The 18,988-nt window shown below is 65.6% G+C and carries 19 protein-coding genes, 1 tRNA gene and 1 pseudogene; 15 read left to right on the forward strand and 6 right to left on the reverse strand.

Translation table 11 applies throughout. From position 1 onward, the window contains the following. The first annotated feature begins 25 nt into the window (after positions 1 to 25). The 6 genes from ispE to hisC all read left to right on the forward strand — a co-directional run bounded on the left by ispE (position 26) and on the right by hisC (position 4,726). Positions 26 to 907: a 4-(cytidine 5'-diphospho)-2-C-methyl-D-erythritol kinase gene (gene ispE / locus F3J14_RS15900; protein ID WP_166723806.1), complete on the forward strand. Its 882-nt coding sequence runs from the start codon at positions 26 to 28 to the stop codon at positions 905 to 907. 53 nt (positions 908 to 960) lie between these two features. After that, a tRNA-Gln gene (locus tag F3J14_RS15905) sits at positions 961 to 1,037 on the forward strand. 44 nt (positions 1,038 to 1,081) lie between these two features. Beyond that, entirely contained in the window at positions 1,082 to 2,044 is a 963-nt protein-coding gene (locus F3J14_RS15910) for a ribose-phosphate pyrophosphokinase (RefSeq protein WP_006753281.1), read from the forward strand. 162 nt (positions 2,045 to 2,206) lie between these two features. Further along, the gene (locus F3J14_RS15915; protein ID WP_006753282.1) at positions 2,207 to 2,815 is read left to right on the forward strand and encodes a 50S ribosomal protein L25/general stress protein Ctc; all 609 of its coding nucleotides are present in this window, start codon (positions 2,207 to 2,209) and stop codon (positions 2,813 to 2,815) included. A 118-nt stretch (positions 2,816 to 2,933) separates the two neighbouring features. Beyond that, positions 2,934 to 3,533 (forward strand): aminoacyl-tRNA hydrolase, encoded by a 600-nt coding sequence (gene pth / locus F3J14_RS15920; protein WP_006760396.1) that lies wholly within the window; start codon positions 2,934 to 2,936, stop codon positions 3,531 to 3,533. Between the two features lie 125 nt (positions 3,534 to 3,658). Then, positions 3,659 to 4,726, forward strand: coding sequence for a histidinol-phosphate transaminase (gene hisC, locus F3J14_RS15925; RefSeq protein ID WP_166723807.1), 1,068 nt, complete (start codon positions 3,659 to 3,661; stop codon positions 4,724 to 4,726). 93 nt (positions 4,727 to 4,819) lie between these two features. Here hisC and F3J14_RS15930 read toward each other — a convergent pair whose 3' ends face one another. The 3 genes from F3J14_RS15930 to rsmD form a co-directional block, all read right to left on the reverse strand. Further along, positions 4,820 to 5,086 carry a YfhL family 4Fe-4S dicluster ferredoxin gene (locus F3J14_RS15930; RefSeq protein WP_166723808.1) on the reverse strand — a complete coding sequence of 89 codons (267 nt, stop codon included), beginning with the start codon at positions 5,084 to 5,086 and terminating at the stop codon, positions 4,820 to 4,822. A 59-nt stretch (positions 5,087 to 5,145) separates the two neighbouring features. Beyond that, positions 5,146 to 5,643 (reverse strand): pantetheine-phosphate adenylyltransferase, encoded by a 498-nt coding sequence (gene coaD, locus F3J14_RS15935; protein ID WP_006398238.1) that lies wholly within the window; start codon positions 5,641 to 5,643, stop codon positions 5,146 to 5,148. 111 nt (positions 5,644 to 5,754) lie between these two features. After that, positions 5,755 to 6,369: a 16S rRNA (guanine(966)-N(2))-methyltransferase RsmD gene (gene rsmD, locus F3J14_RS15940; RefSeq protein WP_166723809.1), complete on the reverse strand. Its 615-nt coding sequence runs from the start codon at positions 6,367 to 6,369 to the stop codon at positions 5,755 to 5,757. A gap of 201 nt (positions 6,370 to 6,570) precedes the next feature. On the opposite strand from rsmD, the gene ftsY reads away from it, so the two are divergent. Next, on the forward strand, positions 6,571 to 7,731 hold the full coding sequence (gene ftsY, locus F3J14_RS15945; RefSeq protein ID WP_166723810.1) for a signal recognition particle-docking protein FtsY: 1,161 nt from the start codon (positions 6,571 to 6,573) through the stop codon (positions 7,729 to 7,731). Positions 7,732 to 7,825: 94 nt separating this feature from the next. On the opposite strand, the gene maiA is transcribed toward ftsY, so the two are convergent. Beyond that, on the reverse strand, positions 7,826 to 8,470 hold the full coding sequence (maiA, locus tag F3J14_RS15950) for a maleylacetoacetate isomerase (RefSeq protein WP_006760402.1): 645 nt from the start codon (positions 8,468 to 8,470) through the stop codon (positions 7,826 to 7,828). 190 nt (positions 8,471 to 8,660) lie between these two features. Between maiA and ybiB the strand changes: the two genes are divergently transcribed. Beyond that, positions 8,661 to 9,635: a DNA-binding protein YbiB gene (ybiB, locus tag F3J14_RS15955; protein ID WP_166723811.1), complete on the forward strand. Its 975-nt coding sequence runs from the start codon at positions 8,661 to 8,663 to the stop codon at positions 9,633 to 9,635. A 407-nt stretch (positions 9,636 to 10,042) separates the two neighbouring features. Beyond that, entirely contained in the window at positions 10,043 to 11,689 is a 1,647-nt protein-coding gene (leuA, locus tag F3J14_RS15960) for a 2-isopropylmalate synthase (protein WP_166723812.1), read from the forward strand. A gap of 143 nt (positions 11,690 to 11,832) precedes the next feature. Here the strand turns inward: leuA and F3J14_RS15965 are convergent, their stop codons facing one another. Continuing rightward, a complete protein-coding gene (locus F3J14_RS15965; RefSeq protein WP_006753292.1) occupies positions 11,833 to 12,216 on the reverse strand; it encodes a nuclear transport factor 2 family protein in 384 nt (127 codons plus the stop codon). A gap of 45 nt (positions 12,217 to 12,261) precedes the next feature. After that, entirely contained in the window at positions 12,262 to 12,831 is a 570-nt protein-coding gene (locus tag F3J14_RS15970; RefSeq protein WP_166723813.1) for an acyloxyacyl hydrolase, read from the reverse strand. Positions 12,832 to 13,191: 360 nt separating this feature from the next. On the opposite strand from F3J14_RS15970, the gene rpoH reads away from it, so the two are divergent. The 6 genes and pseudogenes from rpoH to F3J14_RS16000 all read left to right on the forward strand — a co-directional run. Further along, positions 13,192 to 14,127, forward strand: coding sequence for an RNA polymerase sigma factor RpoH (rpoH, locus tag F3J14_RS15975; RefSeq protein ID WP_166723814.1), 936 nt, complete (start codon positions 13,192 to 13,194; stop codon positions 14,125 to 14,127). A 328-nt stretch (positions 14,128 to 14,455) separates the two neighbouring features. Continuing rightward, positions 14,456 to 14,734: a cytochrome oxidase putative small subunit CydP gene (cydP, locus tag F3J14_RS15980; RefSeq protein ID WP_012364745.1), complete on the forward strand. Its 279-nt coding sequence runs from the start codon at positions 14,456 to 14,458 to the stop codon at positions 14,732 to 14,734. After that, complete coding sequence (locus tag F3J14_RS15985; protein WP_166723815.1) at positions 14,724 to 16,301, forward strand: cytochrome ubiquinol oxidase subunit I; 1,578 nt, start codon at positions 14,724 to 14,726, stop codon at positions 16,299 to 16,301. The genes cydP and F3J14_RS15985 overlap by 11 nt, the downstream gene beginning before the upstream one ends. 31 nt (positions 16,302 to 16,332) lie before the next feature. Further along, a complete protein-coding gene (gene cydB / locus F3J14_RS15990) occupies positions 16,333 to 17,469 on the forward strand; it encodes a cytochrome d ubiquinol oxidase subunit II (RefSeq protein ID WP_166723816.1) in 1,137 nt (378 codons plus the stop codon). A gap of 54 nt (positions 17,470 to 17,523) precedes the next feature. Next, on the forward strand, positions 17,524 to 17,646 hold the full coding sequence (cydX, locus tag F3J14_RS15995; RefSeq protein WP_166723818.1) for a cytochrome bd-I oxidase subunit CydX: 123 nt from the start codon (positions 17,524 to 17,526) through the stop codon (positions 17,644 to 17,646). A 587-nt stretch (positions 17,647 to 18,233) separates the two neighbouring features. Beyond that, positions 18,234 to 18,988 (forward strand): annotated as a pseudogene (locus F3J14_RS16000) (carbohydate-binding domain-containing protein); the annotation flags it as partial.

Below are 18,988 nucleotides of genomic sequence, written 5' to 3' on the forward strand. Positions count from 1 at the left end.
ACGTGAACCTAGCCCCGACATACGCATGACCGATTCGACCCGCTCGCTGCGCAACTGCCTTGCGCCCGCGAAACTCAACCTGTTCCTGCACATCACCGGCCGTCGCCCGAACGGCTATCACGATCTGCAAAGCGTGTTCCAGCTGCTGAACTGGGGCGACACGCTCCACTTCACGCTGCGCGACGACGGTCGTGTCGCACGCGTTACCGACGTGCCGGGCGTGCCCGAGGAAAGCGATCTCGTCGTGCGCGCGGCCAACCTGCTGAAAACGCATACGGGCACCACAGCCGGCGTCGACATCGAGATCGACAAGTGCCTGCCGATGGGCGCGGGCCTCGGTGGCGGCAGCTCCGACGCGGCGACGACGCTGCTCGCGCTGAACCGCCTGTGGCAGCTCGACCTGTCGCGTACGGAACTGCAATCGCTCGCGGTAAAACTCGGCGCCGACGTCCCGTTTTTTGTTTTTGGAAAAAATGCGTTCGCAGAGGGTATCGGAGAAGAATTAGCTGAGGTAGAATTGCCGACTCGCTGGTTCCTGGTTGTGACGCCGCGAGTTCATGTCCCCACCGCTGAAATTTTTTCAGATGAGTTGTTGACAAGGAATACGAAGCCAGTCACAATTGCTGACTTTCTTGCACAGCAAAACAGCGATGCGGGATGGCCAGACAGTTTCGGCCGGAACGATATGCAGCAAGTTGTGACAAGTAAGTACGCGGAAGTTGCGCAGGTGGTCAAATGGTTGTATAATGTGACCCCCGCGAGGATGACCGGCTCCGGAGCAAGCGTGTTTGCAGCGTTTCAAAGCAAGCACGAGGCAGAAGCGGCGAAAGCCAAGCTGCCCACCGGTTGGAACGGTGCAGTTGCCGAGAGCCTGAACGAGCATCCGCTCTTCGCTTTCGCGTCATGAAGTTTTGCTTTGCCGGATGGCCTACAAGTCCGGTGAAGTTATCAGTTAAGTGTAGGGGAGTCGCCAAGTTGGTCAAGGCACCGGATTTTGATTCCGGCATGCGAGGGTTCGAGTCCTTCCTCCCCTGCCAAAAATTTTCCCGCATTTCCCGCCCAAGCCTGAAGCAGGTGCACGATGAGCAGCCACAGCCTTGATGGCCTGATGGTCTTTACTGGCAACGCGAATCCCGCGCTCGCCCAGGAAGTCGTCAATATCCTTGGAATCCCCCTCGGCAAAGCAATGGTCAGCCGTTTCTCCGACGGCGAGATTCAAGTCGAGATCCAGGAAAACGTGCGCGGCAAGGACGTCTTCGTCCTGCAATCCACGTGCGCGCCGACGAACGACAACCTGATGGAACTGATGATCATGGTCGACGCGCTCAAGCGCGCGTCCGCCGGCCGGATCACCGCTGCCATCCCCTACTTCGGCTATGCCCGCCAGGACCGTCGCCCGCGCTCGGCGCGCGTCGCGATCTCGGCGAAGGTCATCGCGAACATGCTGGAAATCGCCGGCGTCGAGCGGATCATCACGATGGATCTGCACGCCGACCAGATTCAAGGTTTCTTCGACATCCCGGTCGACAACATCTACGCAACGCCGATCCTGCTGGGTGACCTGCGCAAGCAGAACTACGCGGATCTGCTCGTCGTGTCGCCGGACGTCGGCGGCGTGGTCCGCGCCCGGGCACTCGCGAAGCAGCTCAACTGCGATCTCGCCATCATCGACAAGCGTCGTCCGAAAGCGAACGTCGCCGAAGTGATGAACATCATCGGTGAAGTCGAAGGCCGCACCTGCGTGATCATGGACGACATGGTCGATACGGCCGGCACGCTCTGCAAGGCCGCGCAAGTCTTGAAGAATCGCGGTGCGAAGCAGGTGTTCGCGTACGCGACGCACCCGGTTCTGTCGGGTGGCGCCGCCGAGCGTATCGCCGCATCGGAACTCGACGAGCTGGTCGTCACCGATACGATCCCGCTGTCGGCCGAATCGCTGGCCTGCTCGAAGATCCGCTCGCTGACGAGCGCGAGCCTGCTGGCCGAAACGTTCTCGCGAATCCGTCGCGGCGACTCGGTGATGTCGCTGTTCGCGGAATCCTGATCGCGTAACGACACGAAAAAGCATGCGCGGAAAGCGAAGCGGCAACGCTTCGCTTTTTGCACAATCGGACGGGATAGACGAAACCCCGCCCGTTTCATCAGGGGCCGCCATTTCGCAGGCCCCGTTTTACTGCCTGGTCGCGGGCAGCTAATGGAGAATCACATGAAAGTCGTCGCTTTCGAGCGCCAAGAGCAAGGTACGGGTGCGAGCCGCCGCCTGCGCAACGCTGGTAAGACCACGGGTATCGTCTACGGTGGCGAAGCAGCCCCGCAAAAGATCGAACTCGATCACAACGCGCTGTGGCACGCACTGAAGAAGGAAGCCTTCCACTCGTCGATCCTCGATCTCGAAGTGGCCGGCCAGTCGCAACAGGTTCTGCTGCGCGACGTGCAATACCACCCGTTCAAGCAACTCGTGCTGCACGTGGACTTCCAGCGCGTCGACGCGAAGAAGAAGCTGCACACGAAGGTGCCGCTGCACTTCCTGAACGCTGAAGTCAGCCCGGCAGTGAAGCTGTCGAGCGCAGTCGTCTCGCACGTCGCGACGGAAATCGAAATCGAGTGCCTGCCGTCGGCACTGCCGGAATTCCTCGAAGTCGACCTGTCGAAGATCGAAGCAGGTCAGTCGCTGCACGCGAAGGACATCGCTCTGCCGAAGGGCGTGGCGCTGGTCGCGCACATCGACGCGGAAAACCCGGTTGTCGCATCGGCGACGATCCCGGCTGGCGCCGTGTCGGACGCAGCAGGCGAAGGCGAAACGCCGGCTGCCTAAGGGCTGCCCACGCGCCCGTTCGATCCGTTTCACGAAACGGTCGACGCAACCCGCCGCGGCTCGCCCGGCGGGTTTTTCTTTTTCTGCGCCCAGGCGGCGCTGCCGCCTACGAAACGTCATGATCAAACTGATCGTCGGCCTCGGCAATCCCGGGGCGGAATACACTGCGACGCGCCACAACGCCGGCTTCTGGCTGGTCGACCAGCTCGCCCGCGAAGCCGGCGCGACGCTGCGCGACGAGCGCCGCTTCCACGGCTTCTACGCGAAAGCGCGCCTGCACGGCGAGGAAGTCCATCTGCTCGAGCCGCAAACCTACATGAACCGCTCCGGCCAGTCGGTCGTCGCGCTCGCGAGTTTCTTCAAGATCCTGCCCGACCAGATCCTCGTCGCACACGACGAGCTCGATCTGCCGCCCGGCACCGTGAAGCTGAAGCTCGGCGGCGGCAGCGGCGGCCACAACGGCCTGAAGGACATCTCCGCGCACCTGTCGTCGCAGCAGTACTGGCGGCTGCGCATCGGCATCGGCCATCCGCGCGACCTGATCCCGGAAGGCGCGCGTGCCGGCGCGAAGCCCGACGTCGCGAACTTCGTGCTGAAGCCGCCGCGCCGTGAAGAGCAGGACGTGATCGACGCATCGATCGAGCGCGCGCTCGCCGTGATGCCAATGGTCGTCAAGGGTGAGCTCGACCGCGCGACGATGCAGCTGCATCGCAACTGAAGCCGCGCCGGCACGGTGCAACGTGCCGTCCGGCGGCGCCGGGCGGACTCTCGGTCCTGTGCAATTGCGCACCGCGTCGCCCACATGCGGTAATCTGGTCGTTTTTGCCCGTCAGGAGCCAAGCGGTGAGCCGTTACTGGAGCGACGTCGTTCAGCAACTCGTGCCTTACGTGCCGGGCGAACAGCCCGCACTCGCACACCCCGTCAAGCTGAACACCAACGAGAATCCCTATCCGCCTTCGCCGCGCGTCGTCGCGGCGATCGCACGCGAACTCGGCGACACCGGCGACACGCTGCGTCGCTATCCCGATCCGCTCGCGCGCGCACTGCGCGAGACGGTCGCGGCCCATCACCGCATCAAGCCCGAACAGGTCTTCGTCGGCAACGGCTCCGACGAAGTACTCGCGCACGCATTCCAGGCACTGCTCAAGCATGAGCGGCCGCTGCGCTTTCCCGACATCTCGTACAGCTTCTATCCGACCTACGCGCGCCTGTACGGCGTCGAGACCACGATCGTGCCGCTCGCGGACGACTTCTCGATCCGTGTCGAAGACTATCTCGACGACGCGGGCGGCGTGCTGTTTCCGAACCCGAACGCGCCGACCGGGCGCGCGCTGCCGCTCGCGGACATCGAACGGATCGCGGCCGCCAACCCGTCGTCGGTCGTGCTGATCGACGAAGCGTATGTCGATTTCGGCGCGCAATCCGCGATCACGCTGATCGACCGCTATCCGAACCTGCTCGTCGTGCATACGACGTCGAAGGCGCGCTCGCTCGCGGGCATGCGCGTCGGCTTCGCGTTCGGCGATGCGGCGCTGATCGACGCGCTCAATCGCGTAAAGGACAGCTTCAACTCCTATCCGCTCGACCGGCTCGCGCAGGCCGCCGCCCAGGCCGCATACGAAGACACCGACCATTTCGACGCGACCTGCCGGCGCGTGATCGACACCCGTGCGCGCCTCACGCACGCGCTCGAGGCGCTCGGCTTCGACGTCGTGCCGTCGGCCGCGAATTTCGTGTTCGCGCGCCACCCCGCGCACGATGCGGGCGCGATCGCGGCAAAGCTGAAGGATCGGGAAATTTTCGTGCGGCACTTCCGCGCGCCGCGCATCGACCAGCACTTGCGCATCACCGTCGGCACCGACGCGGAATGCGACGCGCTCGTCGCGGCGTTGCGCGACCTGATCGGCTGAAGCACAAGCGGGAAGCGGAACCGGCGCCGAGGGGCGCCGGTCGAGGAAATCGTGACGTCGTGACGCGTGCGTCACGGCGGGGTCACTGCGGGGTCACTGCGCATCGTCGCCCTTCGCGGCGGTCAACGCGTAATACTTCTCCATCAACTGCGCGTGCGATTCGTCATGCTGCGGATCGCGCGGAATGCATTCGACCGGACACACCTGCTGGCACTGCGGTTCGTCGAAATGGCCGACGCACTCGGTGCACTTGTTCGGGTCGATCACATAGATATCCGGGCCCATCGAAATCGCGCCGTTCGGGCACTCGGGCTCGCACACGTCGCAATTGATGCACTCGTCGGTAATCATCAAAGACATACTGATCTCACTTCTTCAGGCCGGCGGCCGGCTTCGCGACGAAACCGGCCGGCGCCGCATCACGCGGCCGGGCCTCCCATCGCGGCGACTTTCTCGGTCAACCACTTCTCGACGGACGGGAACACGAATTTGCTGACATCGCCGCCCAACTGCGCGATTTCGCGCACGATCGTCCCCGAGATGAACTGGTATTGATCGGACGGCGTCATGAACATCGTCTCGACGTCGGGCAGCAGATAGCGGTTCATCCCCGCCATCTGGAACTCATACTCGAAATCGGACACGGCACGCAGGCCGCGCACGATCACGCGCGCGTTGTTGGTGCGGACAAAGTCTTTCAACAGGCCCTTGAACCCCATCACCTTCACGTTCGGATAATGGCCGAGCACCTCGTTCGCAATCTTCAGACGTTCTTCCAGCGAGAAGAACGGCTTCTTCGCGCGGCTGTCGGCTACTCCGACCACCAGCGTATCAAAAATACTCGACGCACGCCGCACGAGGTCTTCGTGCCCGCGCGTCAGCGGATCGAACGTACCGGGATACACGGCGACTACCATGTCGCTCCTCCTGTCATCACGCAAACGGGGTGGCAGCCGTGCGATGCGCACGCCACTGCCGAGATGGGCATGCGTCGCCTGTCCGGCGCGCCGCCTCGTATGGAACGCGCATTATTCATCATTTTCGCGCTGCAGCAAATGGTAGTGAACCGCACCGGCCTTGCCGTGCTTGACCACCTGCCACCCGGCGAGCGCTTCGTGCGCGGCCGGGTCGAGCTCCGCCCCCGTCTCGACGTAGAGCAAGCCATCCGGTGCGACGAGCGGCGCCGCCAGCGCGATCACGCGATCGAGCACGGCCGGCTCGCCGAACGGCGGATCGAGGAACACGACGTCGAACGCGCCCGGGGTCAGCCCGGCCGCGAGCCGCAGCGCATCGGCTTCCGCGACCTCGACCGAGCGCGCGCCGAGCTTGTCCTTGATCGCGCGCAGCTGCTGCGCCGCGCGCGGGTGGCGCTCGACCATCACGACGCTCGTCGCGCCGCGCGACGCGGCCTCGAACCCGAGCGCGCCGGTGCCCGCGAACAGGTCGAGACAGCGCCGGCCGTCGAGATCCTGGCCGAGCCAGTTGAACAGCGTCTCGCGCACGCGATCGGGCGTCGGCCGCAGGCCGTCGAGATCGAGCACGGCGAGCGGCGTGCGTTTCCAGTCACCGCCGATGATGCGGATCGTGTGCGGCTTGCCGCGGCCGGAGGAGGCCGCCGGGCGGCCGGAAGAGGGACGGGACATACGGAATATCGACGACGGAGGGACCGGGTGCGCACGGGGGCGCACCGCTAAACAGGCGCACGTTACCACAGCGGCGGCACCGGCTGACGCGAGTGCCTCGCCGCACTGATAAAATGCACGGTTTCGGCCGCCGTGCGCACGCCCGACGGCCCCTGCCGCGCTCCGCCCCGCGGCGCCCCGCCCTCTTCCCGACGTCAGACCATGTTCAGCTTCTTCAAACGATTCAAGAAAACGCAGGAGTCCGACTCCACGGAATCGCAATCGGCCGACGCGCTGCAACCGGACGAGCCGTCCGACGCGCCCGCCCCCGATGCCCGTCAGGCGATCGAAGCACCGCCCGCCCCCGCGCAACCGCAACCGACCGCGCCGGCCGTCGTGATGACGGTCACGCCGACCAACGACGGCAGCGACGAAGTCGTCGAAGCGGTCGAGATCGTGCCGCCGCCGACGCAGGACGCCTCGGCGAAGAAATCGTGGCTCGTGCGCCTGAAAACAGGGCTCGCGAAGACGGGTTCGAGCATCACCGGCGTGTTCGTCAACACGAAGATCGACGAGGACCTGTACGAAGAACTCGAAGCCGCGCTGCTGATGTCCGACGCCGGCGTCGATGCGACCGAGTACCTGCTCGGTGCGCTGCGCGAGAAAGTGCGAACCGGCCGGCTGACCGATCCGCAGCAGGTGAAGAGCGCGCTGCACGACCTGCTCGTCGAACTGCTGAAGCCACTCGAGAAATCGCTGATGCTCGGCCGCGCGCAGCCGCTCGTGATGATGATCACGGGCGTGAACGGCGCGGGCAAGACCACCAGCATCGGCAAGCTCGCGAAGCATCTGCAGAGCTTCGACCAGTCGGTGCTGCTGGCCGCGGGTGACACGTTCCGCGCGGCCGCGCGCGAACAGCTGGCGGTCTGGGGCGAACGCAACAACGTGACGGTCGTCCAGCAGGAAAGCGGCGACCCGGCCGCGGTGATCTTCGACGCAGTCAGCGCCGCGCGCGCGCGCAAGATCGACGTGATGATGGCCGACACGGCCGGCCGCCTGCCGACGCAGCTGCACCTGATGGAAGAGCTGAAGAAGGTGAAGCGCGTGATCTCGAAGGCGCACGACGGCGCGCCGCACGAGGTGCTGCTCGTGATCGACGCGAACACCGGCCAGAATGCGCTCACGCAGGTGAAGGCCTTCGACGATGCGCTCGGCCTCACGGGCCTGATCGTCACGAAGCTCGACGGCACCGCCAAGGGCGGGATCCTCGCCGCGATCGCGCGGCAGCGCCCGGTGCCCGTCTACTTCATCGGCGTCGGCGAGAAGGTTGAGGACCTGCAGCCGTTCAACGCCGTGGAATTCGCGGACGCGCTATTCGACTGAACGCCGCCGGCCCGCATCGCACGGGGCGCCTTCGGGCGCCCTTTTTCATGCGCGCAGGAAACCGCCAGCCGGCGGCCGCGGCATCGTTCGGCGGTCATTCGGCGTCGGGCTGCACGCCGGGCTCGGCGGCCTTGAACGCGTCGAGCGTCGACGCGTAATCGGCCACCCGCTGGATCGTCGGGAAGCGCGTCGTATCAATCGAGAAGCGGTTCGCGTTGAACACCTGCGGCACGATGCAGATATCGGCGAGCGTCGGCGTGTCGCCGAAGCAAAGCTTGCCGGTGCGCGGATCGTTCGCGAGGCGCGTCTCGAGCGACGCAAAGCCCGCCTCGATCCAGTGCCGATACCATTCGTTCTTCGCTTCCTCCGGCACCTTCAGCGTGTGCTTCAGGTACTTGAGCACGCGCAGGTTGTTCAGCGGATGGATCTCGCACGCGACCTGCAACGCGATCGCCCGCACATACGCGCGGTCGCCCGGCTGCTTCGGCAGCAGCGCGGGTTCGGGATGCGTTTCCTCGAGATATTCGATGATCGCGAGCGATTGCTGCAGCGTGGCATCGCCGTCGATCAGCGTCGGCACGACGGCATCCGGATTCACCGCGCGGTAGGCGTCCTTCAGTTGCTCGCCGCCGTCGCGCAGCATGTGCACGGGGACCGTTTCGTACGGCAGCTGCTTCAGGTTCAGGGCGATCCGCACGCGGTACGACGCGGAACTGCGGAAATAGCTGTAGAGCTTCATGGGATGTCTCTCGTAGTCGTATTTGGCCGGCGACGGGATGCGCAGGGCACCGCCGGGAACCCGAGTTTAGCGCGCCGCGCGGTGCCGACGCGCGCGGCCGCGTCCTTGGGCGAGCCGCGCCCATGCGATACTCGGGGCATTCCTTACCGTTCACCGCGCGGCCCGATGCCGGCCGCCCGCCCCACGCCCGATGACCGCTCCCCACGACTCCGCAGCCTCGCCGTTCCCTTGCGCCCGCTTCATCAAGGAAATCGGCCGCGGCCCGAACGGCGCACGCGCGCTGTCCGCCGAAGACACGTTCGAGCTCTATCGCGCGATGCTCGATGCGCGCGTGTCGGACGTCGAGCTCGGCGCGATCCTGATCGCCTATCGCCTGAAGGGTGAAAGCGCCGACGAACTGGCCGCGATGCTCGCCGCCGCGCAGGCGTCGTTCGAACCCGTGCACGTGCAGGATGCCGCGTTCCGCCCGGTGTCGATTCCGAGCTACAACGGCGCGCGCAAGCAGCCGAACCTGGTGCCGCTGCTCGCGCTGCTGCTCGCGCGCGAAGGCGTGCCGGTGCTCGTTCACGGCGTCGAGCGCGATCCGGGCCGCGTGACGAGCGCGGAGATCTTCTCGGCGCTGTCGATCGCGCCGTCGACGTCGCACGACGCGATCGAGGACACGCTCGCCGAGCGCCGCGTCGCGTTCGCGCCAATCGATGCGCTGGCGCCGCGCATCGCGCGCCTGCTGTCGATGCGCCGCGTGCTCGGCGTGCGCAACTCCACGCACACGCTGGTGAAGATCCTCCAGCCGTTCGCGCCGGCCGGGCTGCGGCTCGTCAACTACACGCATCCGCCGTACCGCGAGAGCCTCGCGCAACTGTTCCGCGATCATCCGGACGCCGCGCTCGGCGGTGCGCTGCTCGCGCGCGGCACCGAAGGCGAAGCGGCGGCCGACACGCGGCGCCAGGTGCAGGTCGACTGGCTGCACGACGGCGTGTGCGACACGCTGATCGAGGCCGAGCGCTCGTCGACCGACGCGCCGCCCGTCACACTGCCCGAATCGCGCGACGCGGCGACGACGGCCGCCTGGACGGACGCCGTGCTGCGCGGCGAAATTCCGGTGCCCGACGCGCTTGCGCGGCAGGTCGCGACGATCGTGCGGATCGTCCGGACCGCACCGTAATCGGTATCCCGGGTCGGCCCCACCCGGGTCGGCCCCTTTCGCGCCGACCTTTGAACCGACCATTTGACACGCGCATGCATCCTGACATAGAGTTGTCGCCATGCGTTCCTTTCCGAACACCCTCCGAATTACCTCCGGCCGCCTAGCGCGGTCGCTATCGCTACGACTAGCCTAAGGCTCGCGTAGCGCCGTGTGCTGTCCGCACGGTCCCTCCAGCAGTTCCTCGCAGCACCCTTCTCGCAGTTTTTACAACCCGAAGTCGTCAGCATTCGTCCGTCTATCCGTCGGTCGATTCGCGAAGATCATCCGCATCCGCGGCGCGTTTTCTGCGCCACGGTGCGAGGCAGCGCCAACCGTCGCCCCTGCCGCCCGTCTTCGCTCGCGACTTGAGACCCGAGGTCCAGAAGATGAAGCGCAACCCGCAAGACAAGTACCGTCCGTTCGAACCCGTCCGCCTCAATGGCCGCCGCTGGCCGACCCGCACCATCGAGCGTGCGCCGGTCTGGATGAGCACCGACCTGCGCGACGGCAACCAGTCGCTGATCGAGCCGATGAGCATCGAACAGAAACTGGAATTCTTCGACATGCTGGTTGCGATCGGTTTCAAGGAAATCGAAGTCGGTTTTCCGTCGGCGTCGCAAACCGACTTCGATTTCGTCCGCAAGCTGATCGACGACAAGCGCATCCCCGACGACGTGACGATCGAAGTGCTCGTGCAGTCGCGCGAAGACCTGATCGCACGCACCTTCGACGCGCTCGAAGGCGTGCCGCGCGCGATCGTGCACCTGTACAACGCGATCTGCCCGTCGTTCCGGCGCATCGTGTTCGGGATGTCGAAGGACGACGTGAAGGCACTCGCGGTCGACGGCACGCGCCTCATCAAGGAACACGCTGCGGCCCGCCCGGACACGCACTGGACCTACCAGTACTCGCCGGAAACCTTCAGCATGACCGAACTGACGTTCGCGCGCGAAGTGTGCGACGCGGTCGCGCAGGCATGGCGGCCGACCCGCGATCACAAGATGATCGTCAACCTGCCGGCGACCGTCGAAGCTGCGAGCCCGAACGTGTTCGCCGACCAGATCGAGTGGATGGACCGCAATCTCGCGTATCGCGACAGCATCGTGCTGTCCGTGCATCCGCACAACGATCGCGGCACCGCGGTCGCGGCCGCCGAACTCGCGCTGCTCGCGGGCGCCGACCGCATCGAGGGCTGCCTGTTCGGCAACGGCGAGCGCACCGGCAACGTCGATCTCGTCACGCTCGCGCTGAACCTCTATACGCAGGGCATCGACCCGGGCCTCGATTTCTCCGACATCGACGCGGTGCGCCGCGTGGTCGAGCGCTGCAACCAGATTCCGGTGCATCCGCGCCATCCGTACGCGGGCGACCTCGTGTTCACGGCATTCTCCGGCTCGCACCAGGATGCGATCCGCAAGGGCTTCGCGCAGCAGCGGCCCGACGCGGTGTGGGAAGTGCCGTACCTGCCGATCGACCCGGCCGACCTCGGCCGCAGCTATGACGCGGTGATCCGCGTGAACAGCCAGTCCGGCAAGGGCGGCGCGACGTTCCTGCTCGAACGCGGGATGGGCTTCACGCCGACACGTCGCGTGCAGATCGAATTCAGCCACGCGGTGCAGACGCTCGCCGACGCGTCCGGCGAGGAAGTGACCGGCGATGCGATCTGCGCGCTGTTCGCCCGCGAATTCTTCGAGACCGCCGGCCCGGCCGCGCGCCACGGAGACGGCGCGCGCTGGCAGAACCGCGACATCGCGGTCGCGCCGCCGGCCGACGCGACGCCCGAAGACGCCGTGCAGCGCGTGGCCGCGGCCTTCGCGACGGCGGCCGGCGCGACGATCGACGTCGCGTCGTGCGAACACGCGCGCACGACGGACGGCAGGATCGCGGTATCGGTCGGCTGCCGGATCGGCGATGCGCCGCTGCGGCATGGCGTCGGGGTGCACGCCAATGCGGCGAGCGCCGCGCTCGACGCGGTCGTCAGCGCGATCAACCGCTCGACCTGGCATTGCGCCGACCGACGCGCGGCGGCCTGAGCGCCGGGTTTCACTTCAGGGTTTGAACGTCAGGGGGCGGGGCGTGACCGCCCGTGCGCCGCGCGATCCGCGCCGCACGGGCCAGCAAAAAGCGGCCCAGAAGGCCGCTTCAGTGGGGACATGAAAAGGAGCGCCACGCGCGCTCATGTCTCGGTTGCGCACCGCGTCGCCTGCCACGCCAGCAGGCGCCAGTGGCCTTGCTCGTGGGTGTGGACGGCCGTATAGGCGATCGGAAACACCAGCCCGCCGTTGTTCGTTTCCATCTCGATCAGCGCGCGCCCGGTGACGACGCAGGTGGCGTCGCCGACGGTCAGCAGGTCCTGCGACTGGATTTCGATCTGGCGATAGCGGCGGCGGCCGGCGACGATTGCGTCGATGAACTGCTGCTTGGTTTCTCGTTTGCCGTTGGTGTGCACGAAGAACACCTTGTCCGACAATTGCGCGTCAAGCGCCTCGCCGTCCCCGTCGACCATCGCCCGGAACCGATCGCGCTCGAGGGCGCGAATCGCATCGACCACCTTCGTCATCGCCTGACTCCTCGGCAACGCGCCCGCCGTGCGCGGGCGTGCGGATCAGAAGTTGTACTGCACGTAGAACTGGTGGAAATTTATACCAGGATTCGGCTCTTTGATACCCGCGTTAGACACATGTTGAAAACGGTAACCGAGCTGATACTGTTGGCGTTCTCCGAACTGCGCGCCGACGCCGACCACGTCCGCGAACTGGAAGGACGTCGACAGCGACAGATTGTTCGAGATCGTCGGGTGAGTCAGGAACCGGATGCCGGCACCGGCCTCGATGAACGGGCGAACCTGGCCCGCGCTCTTGATGAAACGGAACATCGGCGTTGCGCCGAACTCCCCGAGATTGGCGTGAACGTTGCCGCCCGTATGCCAGTAGCCGACGTGGCCTTCCATCACGAACGCGAAGTGCCAGCCACCGATTTCCCACCAGTTCCAGCCCGGATCCCACACCACGGCGAGATCGGCCTTGTCGATCCCGCGGCGATCGGAAAAACCGCCGCCCGCTTGAATCCCCCACCGGTCCGCGAATGCGGCCCCCGATCCGCCCAGCAGCGACGCCGCCAGCAGCGCATGCAGCGCAAGCCGGGAATGGGACCGGCGATTCTTCTTATTGTTCATCTGACACTCCAACTTTGCGGGTTGAATGGAGCCTTGCCGCAGCGGCCGGCCCGAGCGAACTGAATGGTATGGTAAAGGACTTTTCGGATCGGCATCACGAAGCGAAATTGTTTGCTTCCAAAAGTACAAAAATCGAAAACGTCTACTGATTACCATCTGAAACAAGGGTTTACGGAACTTCGTCCAGCGAGCCCGGTCGCAAATTAGACTATCGACTCGACAAGTTCGATAGAAAAACCGGGAACTTGGATGTCCACGCGCCCTCTAAGGATTAGCACTCGAATTACGGGAGTGCTAAGATGGGCCCCGGAATCTCATCCGAGACCAGGGGTTTGTCCCTGATTCCAAAGGAGTTTTTTAGTGAGCCACGCCCTGACCCTTCCGAACACCCTGAGCCCGACGCCGGCCAAGGCCGAATCGGCAGGCTCGCTGGCGCTCGCAACTCATTCGATGTTGCCGGGCCAGCTTGGCAACATCGACGCGTATATCCAGGCCGTCAACCGGATCCCGCTGCTGACCGCCGAGGAAGAACGCCGCTATGCGACCGAATTCCGCGAAGACAACAACCTCGACTCGGCACGCCGCCTCGTGCTGTCGCACCTGCGGCTCGTCGTGTCGATCGCGCGCAACTATCTCGGCTACGGCCTGCCGCACGGCGACCTGATCCAGGAAGGCAACATCGGCCTGATGAAGGCGGTGAAGCGTTTCGACCCGGCGCAAAACGTGCGCCTGGTGTCGTACGCGATCCACTGGATCAAGGCCGAGATCCACGAGTACATCCTGCGCAACTGGCGGATGGTGAAGGTCGCGACGACGAAGGCGCAGCGCAAGCTGTTCTTCAACCTGCGCAGCCACAAGAAGAGCATGCAGGCGATGACGCCCGAGGAAATCGACGGCCTCGCGCAAGAGCTCAACGTCAAGCGCGAAGACGTGACCGAGATGGAAACGCGCCTGTCGGGCGGCGACATCGCGCTCGAGGGGCAAGTGGATGACGGCGAGGAGTCGTATGCGCCGATCGCCTACCTGGCCGATTCGCACAACGAGCCGAGCGCCGTGCTCGCCGCGCGTCAGCGCGACATGCTGCAGACGGACGGCATCGCGCAGGCGCTCGAGGCGCTCGACGCACGCAGCCGCCGGATCATCGAGGCGCGCTGGCTGCACGTCGACGACGACGGCTCGGGCGGCTCGACGCTGCACGATCTCGCGGCCGAATTCGGCGTGTCGGCGGAACGCATCCGCCAGATCGAAGCGAGCGCCATGAAGAAGATGCGCACCGCACTCGCCGAATACGCTTAAATCCACGATTTAGAGCGCTTCACCGAAAACCGCTGCCCGACCGGCAGCGGTTTTTTTTCGTCTGTCGTTTCGCACATTGCTCCGCTAATTAATCGGCCTTATTGACCGGCTATTGGATGGATTCCAGCCCCATCCGCATACCCTTGATCTACCTCAAGTTTTGGCCCGCGATTCGCGACGGTCTGCCGCAGCGCGGCACTCGGCATCGGAAAGCCGGCGCTTTAAAATTGGCATGTCGGCTTAAAAGGATTAAAACAGCTTAAGTTCCGTCATAAATCCGACGTAAAGTCGCCCCGAAACCAACGTAAATCGATTCAGGATAATCGCCTTGATCTCGATCAACAAAGAGCCTGCGCCACCTCCCCCGCAGGCCGCCGGCACGATCGGCTGGCGCGCGCGCATCGCCGCATGGGCGCGCGGCCCGACCCTCATGCGCGACATCACGCTGGTGCTGATCGTCAAGCTGATCCTCCTGATGTCGCTCAAATACGCATTCTTCAATCATCCGCAGGCCGAGCACATGTCACTGCCGCCTGCCGTCGTCGCCGAGAAGCTGCTCTCGGTGCCGGCTCCTGCATCTACCGAGGGAGACCACCATGATAAGTAGCGAAGTCGTCGATCTGTCACGTTTACAGTTCGGCATCACGGCGCTCTACCACTTCCTGTTCGTGCCGCTGACGCTCGGCCTGTCCTGGCTGCTCGTCATCATGGAAGCCGTCTACGTGATGACCGGCAAACAGGTCTACAAGGACATGACCCAGTTCTGGGGCAAGCTGTTCGGGATCAACTTCGCGATGGGTGTGACGACCGGCATCACGCTCGAATTCCAGTTCGGGACGAACTGGTCGTACTACTCGCACTATGTCGGCGACATCTTCGGCGTGCCGCTCGCGGTGGAAGGCCTGATGGCGTTCTTCCTCGAATCGACGTTCGTCGGCCTGTTCTTCTTCGGCTGGAACCGCCTGTCGAGGATCAAGCACCTGATGGTCACGTTCCTCGTTGCGCTGGGCTCGAACCTGTCCGCGCTGTGGATCCTCGTCGCGAACGGCTGGATGAACAACCCGGTCGGCGCGGCGTTCAACTACCAGACGATGCGCATGGAGATGACGAGCCTGTTCGACGTGCTGTTCAACCCGGTCGCGCAGGTGAAGTTCGTGCACACCGTGTCGGCCGGCTACGTGTCGGCGGCGATGTTCGTGCTCGGCGTGTCGTCGTGGTACCTGCTGAAGAAGCGCGACGTCGACTTCGCGCTGCGCTCGTTCGCGGTCGCGGCCGGCTTCGGCCTCGCGGCGACGCTCTGCGTGATCGTGCTCGGCGACGAATCGGGCTATACGACCGGCGAAGTGCAGAAGATGAAGCTCGCCGCGATCGAATCCGAATGGGAAACGCAGCCGGCGCCCGCGTCGTTCACGTTGATCGGCATTCCCAACCAGGAAGAGCAGCGCACCGACTATGCGATCAAGATCCCCTACGCGCTCGGCCTGATCGCGACGCGCTCGATCGACGAACCGGTGATCGGCCTGCGCGAGCTCGCGAAGCACAGCGAGGAGCACATCCAGAGCGGGATGGTTGCGTACGGCGCGCTGCAGAAGATCAAGCAGGGCGACACGAGCGAGGCGACCCGCGCGTTGTTCGACCAGCACAAGGAATATCTCGGCTACGGGCTGATGCTCAAGCAGTTCACGCCGAACGTGACGGACGCGACGCCCGAGCAGATCAAGGCCGCCGCGAAGAAGACGATCCCGCCAGTTGCGCCCGTGTTCTTCTCGTTCCGGATCATGGTGGCCCTCGGCTTCCTGTTCGTCGCGACGTTCGTTGCCGCGTTCTGGTTCTGCGCGCGCCGCGAGCTGCTGCAGGACAACCGCCGCTGGTTCCTCCGCTATGCGGTGTGGGCGATCCCGCTGCCGTGGATCGCGATCGAATTCGGCTGGATCGTCGCCGAGCTCGGCCGCCAGCCGTGGACGATCGCCGGCGTGCTGCCGACGCACCTGTCCGCGTCGAGCCTGCAGCCCAGCGACCTGTACCTGAGTCTCGCCGGCTTCATCCTGTTCTACACCGCGCTGTTCGTCATCGAGATCAAGCTGATGTTCAAGTACGCGCGTCTCGGCCCGTCGTCGCTGCATACCGGCCGCTATCACCACGAACTCGCCGCCGGCGAGCGTGCCGCGGTCTGAGCACGCGCCCGCAACGGAACAAGGAATCGCTATGGACTATGCAACTCTCAAGCTGATCTGGTGGCTGCTCGTCGGCGTGCTGCTGATCGGCTTCGCCGTCACCGACGGCTTCGACATGGGCGCGACCGCGCTGCTGCCGTTCCTCGGCAAGACCGACGACGAGCGCCGCATCATCGTCAACACGGTCGGCGCGACGTGGGAAGGCAACCAGGTGTGGCTGATCACGGCCGGCGGCGCGATGTTCGCCGCGTGGCCGCTCGTCTACGCCGCGTCGTTCTCCGGCTTCTATTTCGCGATGCTGCTCGTGCTGTTCGCGCTGTTCTTCCGGCCGGTCGGCTTCGACTATCGCAGCAAGCGGCCCGACCCGCGCTGGCGCGCGGGCTGGGACTGGGGCCTGTTCGTCGGCGGCTTCGTGCCGGCGCTGGTGTTCGGCGTCGCGTTCGGCAACCTGCTGCAGGGCGTGCCGTTCAAGTTCGACAGCGACCTGCGGGTGACCTACTACGGCGGCTTCTGGGCGCTGCTGAACCCGTTCGCGCTGCTCTGCGGGCTCGTCAGCCTCACGATGCTCGTCGCGCACGGCGCCGCGTTCATCAAGATGAAGACCGACGGCGTGATCGCGCGCCGCGCGTCGATCGCACTGCGCGTGTCTGCGCTCCTGGCGGTCGTGCTGTTCGTGCTGGCCGGGGTGCTGGTCGCGTCGACGATCGGCGGCTTCCACATCACGCACGCCGCGCCGAACGACACGGTCGCGAACCCGCTGCTGAAGGACGTCGCCGCCGGCGCGGGCCTGTGGCTCGCGAACTACGGCGAGTATCCGTGGATGATGGCGGCGCCGGTGGTCGGGATCGCGGGCGGCCTGCTCGCGCTGCTGCTCGCCGGCTCCAGACAGGAAAAGACGGCGTTCTTCTGCACCGGCCTGATGGTCGCCGGCGTGATCCTGACCGCGGGCTTCTCGATGTTCCCGTTCATCATGCCGTCGTCGCTCGACCCGCGCAGCAGCCTGACCGTGTGGGATTCGACGTCGAGCCACATGACGCTGCAGGTGATGCTGTTCGCGGTGATCGTGTTCCTGCCGATCGTCCTGCTCTACACGAGCTGGGTCTATCGCGTGATGCGCGGCAAGGTCACGCGCCAGACGCTCGAAGAAAACGAGCACTCGATGTATTGAACCCGGCCGGGGCGCGCATGCGCCCTCGCCCACCGTTTCACAAGGAGTCGGATCATGTGGTATTTCAGCTGGATTCTCGGTATCGGCGTCGCGCTGTCGTTCGGCATCGTCAACGCGATGTGGCTCGAAGCGCGGCAAAAGCCGCAGGAAGCGCCGGTGCGCACACGCCGCGACTGACGCGTGCGCGGCGGCGGCACGCATCTCGCCCCGCCGCCGCTGCCTCCGGAACGAACCTCGCTGCATGCGAGGTTTTTTTTCGTCCCGGCAGTGGGGAGCCCGCGCGGCAGGCCGATGCCAATTTAGCGCCAGATTGATACCACTTGAATACCAATAAAAGGTTTCATATGATCGTTGGACGCGGCCGCCAACAGGCCGAATCCATTTGAGTGGGGGAGACATGCGAATCCCGTGTGGGGCGCGCGCCTGCGCGTCGCGTCGCCGCTTGCGTGTGGCGGCCGGTTGCCGGGTGACGGCGCTCGCCGTCGCCGTCGGGCGCGACCACCCCGATACCGCCGGCGACGCGCGCCTCGACGCCGCCGCCTCTGCCGCCCATTCCCGATGAACGCGCCGACGTGCCCTCGCCGATCGGATCGGCACGCGTGCCCGCCTCCCGTTCCGTAACGCACGCGACCCGCGTGCCGCATACGTCCGGCGCAACCGCCTCGCGCCGGGCGCTGGTGTCCCCGCAGCTCCGTTGAAAGACCCGACCGCAGCGACGTCGTCCCACGACGCCGCCACGCCCCCCTTTTTTCTCAGGAGTTCGAATGAAGAGCACGTTGCCCTCCCTGTTGACCGGCTTGCTGATCGCGGCGCTGTTGCCGGCCGCGACCTGCGCCGAGCCCGCGCAAACCGCCGCCGGCGCAATCGCCGGCACCGCCCGGCCGGCCACGCAGCCGGCCGATCTCGCCGCACTGCTGTCGAATGGCCTCGCGTTGCGCTTCACCGTGGACAACAACCACGCGGCCGCGGCCGGCGTGCCATGTGCCGACCTCGGCGCCGACGGCGCGGCTTGCGCGACGGGCCGCCTGTTCCTGCAGAACCGCGGCCACCAGCCGATCGCCGACGGTGGCTGGAAGCTCTATTTGCACAGCATCCGCCGCCTGCTGCGAATCGACCGTCCGGGCTTTGCGCTGCGCCGGCTCACCGGCGACCTGTACGAGCTGACGCCGCAGCCGGGATCGGTACGGCTCGCGCCCGGCGCATCGAGCTGCCGTTCGTCGCCGAATACTGGGTGCGGCGCTACAGCGACGTGATTCCGCGGCCGTACGTCGTCGTCGACGGCGCACCGCCTGCGGTGCTCCGCTACAACGACACCGACGACGAGCTTCGCTACGTCGAATCGCTGCCGGCCGACGCGCAGAACAACTCGACGGGCAACGCGCCGGCCGTCGCCGCGCGGCCCGACGCGAGCCGCGCGCTGCCGAGCGTGAAGCGCGAGCAGCCGCTGCCCGGCGCGCTCGATCTGCGCGGCGTCGAGCTCTTGCTGGCCGGCCTGCCCGACGCGCAGGTCGCGGCGCTG

It is taken from the genome of Burkholderia sp. Tr-862 (genome assembly GCF_011753085.1).
Taxonomy (GTDB): Bacteria; Pseudomonadota; Gammaproteobacteria; order Burkholderiales; family Burkholderiaceae; genus Burkholderia; species Burkholderia ambifaria.

Bases quoted from the DNA above. Each gene is read 5' to 3' on its own strand.
- leuA (WP_166723812.1), top strand. From the start codon at position 10,043: ATGAAGCGCAACCCGCAAGACAAGTACCGTCCGTTCGAACCCGTCCGC.
- F3J14_RS15930 (WP_166723808.1), bottom strand. From the start codon at position 5,086: ATGTCTTTGATGATTACCGACGAGTGCATCAATTGCGACGTGTGCGAG.
- F3J14_RS15985 (WP_166723815.1), top strand. From the start codon at position 14,724: ATGATAAGTAGCGAAGTCGTCGATCTGTCACGTTTACAGTTCGGCATC.
- coaD (WP_006398238.1), bottom strand. From the start codon at position 5,643: ATGGTAGTCGCCGTGTATCCCGGTACGTTCGATCCGCTGACGCGCGGG.
- F3J14_RS15965 (WP_006753292.1), bottom strand. From the start codon at position 12,216: ATGACGAAGGTGGTCGATGCGATTCGCGCCCTCGAGCGCGATCGGTTC.
- pth (WP_006760396.1), top strand. From the start codon at position 2,934: ATGATCAAACTGATCGTCGGCCTCGGCAATCCCGGGGCGGAATACACT.
- F3J14_RS15915 (WP_006753282.1), top strand. From the start codon at position 2,207: ATGAAAGTCGTCGCTTTCGAGCGCCAAGAGCAAGGTACGGGTGCGAGC.
- ftsY (WP_166723810.1), top strand. From the start codon at position 6,571: ATGTTCAGCTTCTTCAAACGATTCAAGAAAACGCAGGAGTCCGACTCC.
- cydX (WP_166723818.1), top strand. From the start codon at position 17,524: ATGTGGTATTTCAGCTGGATTCTCGGTATCGGCGTCGCGCTGTCGTTC.
- cydB (WP_166723816.1), top strand. From the start codon at position 16,333: ATGGACTATGCAACTCTCAAGCTGATCTGGTGGCTGCTCGTCGGCGTG.
- F3J14_RS15970 (WP_166723813.1), bottom strand. From the start codon at position 12,831: ATGAACAATAAGAAGAATCGCCGGTCCCATTCCCGGCTTGCGCTGCAT.
- rsmD (WP_166723809.1), bottom strand. From the start codon at position 6,369: ATGTCCCGTCCCTCTTCCGGCCGCCCGGCGGCCTCCTCCGGCCGCGGC.
- maiA (WP_006760402.1), bottom strand. From the start codon at position 8,470: ATGAAGCTCTACAGCTATTTCCGCAGTTCCGCGTCGTACCGCGTGCGG.
- ispE (WP_166723806.1), top strand. From the start codon at position 26: ATGACCGATTCGACCCGCTCGCTGCGCAACTGCCTTGCGCCCGCGAAA.
- F3J14_RS15910 (WP_006753281.1), top strand. From the start codon at position 1,082: ATGAGCAGCCACAGCCTTGATGGCCTGATGGTCTTTACTGGCAACGCG.
- ybiB (WP_166723811.1), top strand. From the start codon at position 8,661: ATGACCGCTCCCCACGACTCCGCAGCCTCGCCGTTCCCTTGCGCCCGC.